Annotated in this window: 2 protein-coding genes; both read right to left on the minus strand. The window is 72.0% G+C overall.

The window, feature by feature from the left end:
- On the minus strand, positions 1-668 hold a 668-nt coding region (locus BL253_RS38810), incomplete at its 3' end, for a beta-ketoacyl synthase N-terminal-like domain-containing protein (protein ID WP_476644145.1).
- A 140-nt stretch (positions 669-808) separates the two neighbouring features.
- Complete coding sequence (locus BL253_RS38815) at positions 809-5,566, minus strand: type I polyketide synthase (RefSeq protein ID WP_420801763.1); 4,758 nt, start codon at positions 5,564-5,566, stop codon at positions 809-811.
- Positions 5,567-5,580: the final 14 nt, after the last annotated feature.

The raw sequence follows: 5,580 nt of genomic DNA on the forward strand, positions 1-5,580 counted from the left end.
TGGATGGCGACGAGGGAGGAGGAGCAGGCCGTGTCGACGGAGATGGCCGGGCCCTGGAGCCCGAACGTGTACGCCACCCGCCCCGAGGCGACGCTTCCCGCGCTGCCGCTGAACAGATATCCCTCGAATCCGTCTCCGGGCAGATCGGGCCGCGAGCCGTAGTCGCTGTACATCACTCCGGTGAAGACGCCGGTGCGGCTGCCGCGCAGGGTGGCCGGGTCGATGCCCGCGTCCTCGAACGTCTCCCAGGCCGTCTCCAACAGGAGCCGCTGCTGTGGGTCCACGGCGAGTGCCTCGCGGGGCGACATCCCGAAGAACTCGGCGTCGAAGTCGCCGGCGGCGTGCAGGAATCCGCCCTCCCGCCCATAGCTGTGGCCGACGCGCTCCGGATCGGCGTCATGGAGGTGGTCGAGATCCCAGCCGCGGTTCGTCGGGAACTCGCTGATCGCGTCGACGCCCTCGGAGACCAGCCGCCACAGGTCCTCCGGCGAAGCCACCCCACCCGGCAGCCGACACGCCATGCCCACGACCGCGATCGGCTCCGGGGTGGCGTCGCCTGCGCGGGAACGCTCCAGCTCGTGCAGACGCCTGCGCGCGTCACGGGCGTCCGCTATCGCCCGCCGAAGATAGGTGCGGAGTTCTTCTTCGTTCGCCATACGGGATCTCAACTCCCCAGGTTTCGTCGTCTGTTGGCGGGGCCACCCACGGCGGGCGTTCAGGCGCCGCCAGGCCCCGGCGCGCCGCTCGGAACAGGCGCGCGTGCCCGCGCGGAGCTCCCGCATGGGCACGCGCACCGGCCGGTGGGCTCTTAGTCGGGCGCTACCTCGCCGTCGACGTCGTCGAGGAGGGCGAAGAGTTCCTTGTCGCTTGCCGTGTCGAGGTCGATCTCGTCGTCCGTCCCGCCCTCCCAGAGCAGCTCAGGAGCGGGACCCCGCCCGGAGACCGAGTCGGTGTAGGCGAGCATCTCCAGCAGCCGCAAACCGATCTGGCCATGGGTGATCTTGTCCGGGTCGATCGCCCGGATCGCCTCCTCGAGCCTGGTGAGCTCCGAGAGGAGCGGCTCGGCCGGAGAGGAACCACTGACTGCCAGCTGCTCACGTAGGAAGGACGCCACCGCCTCGATGCTCGGATGATCGAAGACCAGGCTGACCGGAAGTTGCAGTCCGGTAGCGCTGTTGAGTCGGTTTCGCAGTTCGACGGCAGTCAGGGAGTCGAAGCCGAACTCCACGAAGGAGAGGCCGGGGGCAACCGAGAAGTTGTCCCCGTGCCCGAGGACTCCACCCACCTGCGCTTGGACGAGGTTTATCAGGACCTGGTCCCGGTCGGCGGCCGTCAGCCTGCTCAGCCGTTCCCGCAGCGAGGTGCCGCCCCTGCCCGGCTCGGCGGCGGTGACCGGTGGCGTCTTCGGCCGGCCCGCGGCGAGACCGCGCACGAGCGGTGAGGCGCCGGGCTCGTCGAGGCCGGGAGCCGCCGCGTCGATCGGCGTGACGGCCACCAGCGCCTCCCCGGAGGCGAGGGCGATGTTGAAGAGCTCCATGGCCCGCTGGACCGAGAGCGGTCGCAGGCCGGAGCGCGCGAGCCTTCGCCGGTCGGCCTCGGTCAGCTCGCCCGTCATGGCGCTGGCTGTGTCCCACAGGCCCCAGGCGAGCGAGACGGCGGGCAGGCCGTGGGCCACGCGGTGGTGGGCAAGAGCATCGAGGTAGGCGTTGGCCGCCGCGTAGTTCGCCTGGCCGGCGGTACCCAGCAGGCCGGCGACCGAGGAGTAGAGGACGAAGGCGCGCAGCGACCGGCCGTGCGGCTGTTCCTGGGTGAGGCGATGCAGATGCCAGGCGGCGTCGATCTTGGGTTTCAGCACTGTCGCGAGCCGTTCGGGCGTGAGACCGGTGAGYACGCCGTCGTCCAGGACACCGGCCGTGTGGATCACGGCGGTGAGCGGGTGCTCCTCGGGGACACACCCGAGGAGCGCGGCGAGGGCGCCGGCGTCGGAGACGTCACAGGCACTGATGGTGACGTCGGCGCCGGCGCCGACGAGCTCGTCGCGCAGTTCCGCCGCGCCCTTCGCGGCCGGGCCGGCACGGCTGACCAGGAGCAGCCGGCGCGCGCCGTGGCGGTCCACGAGGTGGCGAGCGAGGGCGCCGGCGAGGGCGCCGGTCCCGCCGGTGATCAGGACGGTGCCCTCGTGCCACCGGGGTTGGCCGTCGCCCACCTCCTGGCCGGTCTGATGCTCGGGGAGCGCGGCCGGCGCCAGGTGCCGCAGCCGCGGTACGAGGAGGCGCGGACCACCGTCAGGCGCCGAGCGGACAGCCACCTGCGGCTCCCCGGTCGCGAGCGCGCGCGCCAGTGGGTGGTCAGCGGACGCCGCGTCGAAAACCGAGGCACCAGGGATCAGGCCCGTCCCCGCGAGTTGGTCGTGGCCGAGATCCAGCTTGAGGCCGGCCTCGACGTCCACCAGTACCAGCCGGCCGGGGTGCTCCGACTGCGCGGATCGCAGCAGTCCCCAGACACCAGCCTGGTGGAGACCGGCCACGTCCTCGCCAACCGCCGTCGCGACGGCGCTGCGGGAGACCACCAGCAGGCGGGCGTCGGTGAACCGCTCGTCGGCGAGGAAGCCCTGGACCGCCGTCAGAGCCTGGTCGATCGTGCTTCGGGCGAGCTCGTGCGCCGCCACGCCCTCCGCGGCCGTGAGACCCGGGTCGAGTGGCAGCACGACGACGCGCGGCGGATGCCCGCCGGCGTTCCCCGGCGCGCTCACCGCCTCCCAGCCGACCCGGAGGAGATCGTCGTCGCGGGCGCCGCGCGCGGTCTGGAGAGCCTGTGTCGACAGCGGCCGCAGCAGCAGCGCGTCGACGGCGGCGACGGCGGTGCCCGCGCTGTCCGCCGCCAGCAGGGAGACGCGCCTCGTCCGCGGATCGCCTTCGCCCGAGACCAGCCGCACCCGCAACGACGAGGCACCTCGGGAGTGGACGCGGACGCCGGTCCACGAGAACGGCAGCAGGTCGGGGCCGTCCTCGCCGACGGCCGCGGGAAGCAGCGGGTGCAGCGCCGCGTCCAGCAGGGCGGGGTGCAGAGAGTAGGAACCGGCTTCGGACCGCCGCTCGTCGTCCAGCCGGACCTCGGCGTAGAGCGTGTCCCCGGCGCGCCAGAGCCGGCGCAGGCCCTGGAAGGCCGGCCCGTAGTCGTAGCCTCGCTCCGCCAGCCGCGGATAGGCATCGGTCAGTTCGAGCTCGGTCGCTCCCGGCGGTGGCCAGAGCAGCAGGTCTCCGGGGTCGCGCGGGCTCGCCGGGCCGAGCCGACCGACCGCGTGCGGGGTCCAGCCGACTCTGCCCTGATCCACACCATGCGGCGCCGGGCCGGCCGCCGCATCGGGCTGAGAGTAGATCTTCAGGTCACGGTGCCCGGTGCCGTCGTCCTCGCCCACGATCACCTGCACCCGCACACCGCCGTCGTCCGGCAGCACCATCGGCGTCGAGAGCGTGAGTTCCGAGACGCTCACAGCGCCGACCTGCGTAGCCGCTAGCAACGCCATCTCGAGGACGGCCGTCGCGGGGACGAGCACGACGCCGGCCACTGTGTGGTCGAGCAGCCACGGATGGGAACGGTGGGACAGTCGACCGCTGAGAACCCAGCCATCGCGGTCCGCGAGCGCGGTGGCGGCGCTCAGCAGCGGATGGTCGACGGTCACCAGGCCGATCCCGGTGGGATCGGTGGTGGGAGCGGGCGCGTCGAGCCAGTACCGGGCGCGGGTGAACGCGTACGTCGGCAGCGTGACCCGGGTGGCTCCGGCGAAGACGGCGTCCCAGCGGACCTTCGCCCCTCTGGCCGCCAGCCGGCCGACGGCCTCGGCGACGGTACGTTCCTCACGGCGACCGGGGCGCAGGAGGGCTGTCACCGAGGCGGGGGGTGCCGCCAGGCCCTGCGACGCCAGGGTGGCCAGTGTCGCGTCCGGGCCCACCTCCACCCAGTCCGTGACGCCCCGGCCCTCGGCGAAGCGGACACCGTCGGCGAAGCGGACCGTGCCGCGCAGGTGTCTCACCCAGTAGTCGACGGACGTCAGCTCGTCGGTCGTCGCCAGCTCACCGGTGACGTTGGAGACCACGGGAACAGCCGGTGACCGAAGTTTCAATCCCGACACGACCGAGCGGAACTCGTCGAGCACGTCGTCCATGTGCGGCGAGTGGAAGGCATGGCTGACCGGGAGCCGCCGTATCCGGCGCCCCTCGTCGCGCCACTGCGCCGCCAGCCTGTCGACGGCCGCCTCGTCGCCGGAGATCACGGTCGACGTGGGTCCGTTGACGGCCGCGATCCCGACGGCGGAGCCATCCTGGATCGTCGCGCGGACCTCCTCCTCGCTCGCCGCGATGGCCGTCATGGCGCCGCCGGGGCGGGCGGACTGCATCAGCCGGCCGCGCTCGGCGACCAGCAGGCAGGCGTCGGCGAGGTCCAGCACCCCGGCGAGGTGAGCCGCGGTGATCTCGCCGATCGAGTGCCCGATCATGAGATCCGGGGTGACACCGTGATGTTCGAGCAGCCGGAACAGTGCGGTCTCAAGAGCGAACAGCGCCGCCTGCGTGTACATCGTCTGGTCGAGGGGCGTAGAGCCGTCTTCGTCGTCGAGGCCGAATAGGACGCTCTTCAGTGGTCGTTCGAGCCGGGTGTCCAACCGCGCGCACACCGCGTCCAGCGCGGCGGCGAACACGGGCGAGGACGCGTACAGCTCTCGTCCCGCGCCCACCCGCTGGGAGCCCTGCCCAGTGAACAGGAAGGCGGTCCGCCCCGACCGGCGCTCGGCGCTCGGCAGCAGCTCGACGAGATCGTCCCCGTCCGCCAGGCGGGCCAGGCCGTCGAGGAGCTCGGCGCGGTCCGCCCCGACGAGCACCGCCCGCTGGTCCAGCGCGGCCCGGCGGGTGGCGAGCGAGAGCCCCACGTCCGCGACCTCGGCGTCGGGATTGCGCTGGACGTACCTGGCCAGCGCCCTCGCCTGGGCCCGGACGGACAGCGAGTCCCGGCCTGAGACGATCCACGGCACGCTCGTGAGCTGTCGCCGTGGTGGGTGGGGGTCCGCGTGGCTCGCGGTGGAAGCCCTGGCCGTTTCCGCCGCTGTTTCCGTGTCACTTTCTGTTTCTGCTGTTTTTGGCGTGGGTGTTGTTGGTGCTTGTTCGATGATGGTGTGGGCGTTTGTTCCGCTGATGCCGAAGGCGGAGATGGCGGCGCGGCGGGGGCGGTTGTGGTTTGGCCAGGGTGTGGGTTCGGTGAGGAGGGTGAGGGGGCTTTCCTCCCAGTTGATCATGGTGGTGGGTGYGGTGGCGTGGAGGGTTTTGGGGAGGGTGTTGTGGTGGAGGGCGGTGATGATTTTGATGATTCCGGCGGCTCCGGCGGCGGCTTGGGTGTGGCCGATGTTGGATTTGAGGGAGCCGAGCCAGAGGGGTTGGTTGGGGGGTCGGTTGTTGTAGGCGGTGGTGAGGGCTTGGGCTTCGATGGGGTCGCCGAGGCGGGTGCCGGTGCCGTGGGCTTCGATGGCGTCGATGTCGGTGGGTGTGAGGTGGGCGTTGGTGAGGGCGGTGTGGATGACGGCTTGTTGGG

This window comes from Pseudofrankia asymbiotica, assembly GCF_001983105.1.
GTDB lineage: Bacteria > Actinomycetota > Actinomycetes > Frankiales > Frankiaceae > Pseudofrankia > Pseudofrankia asymbiotica.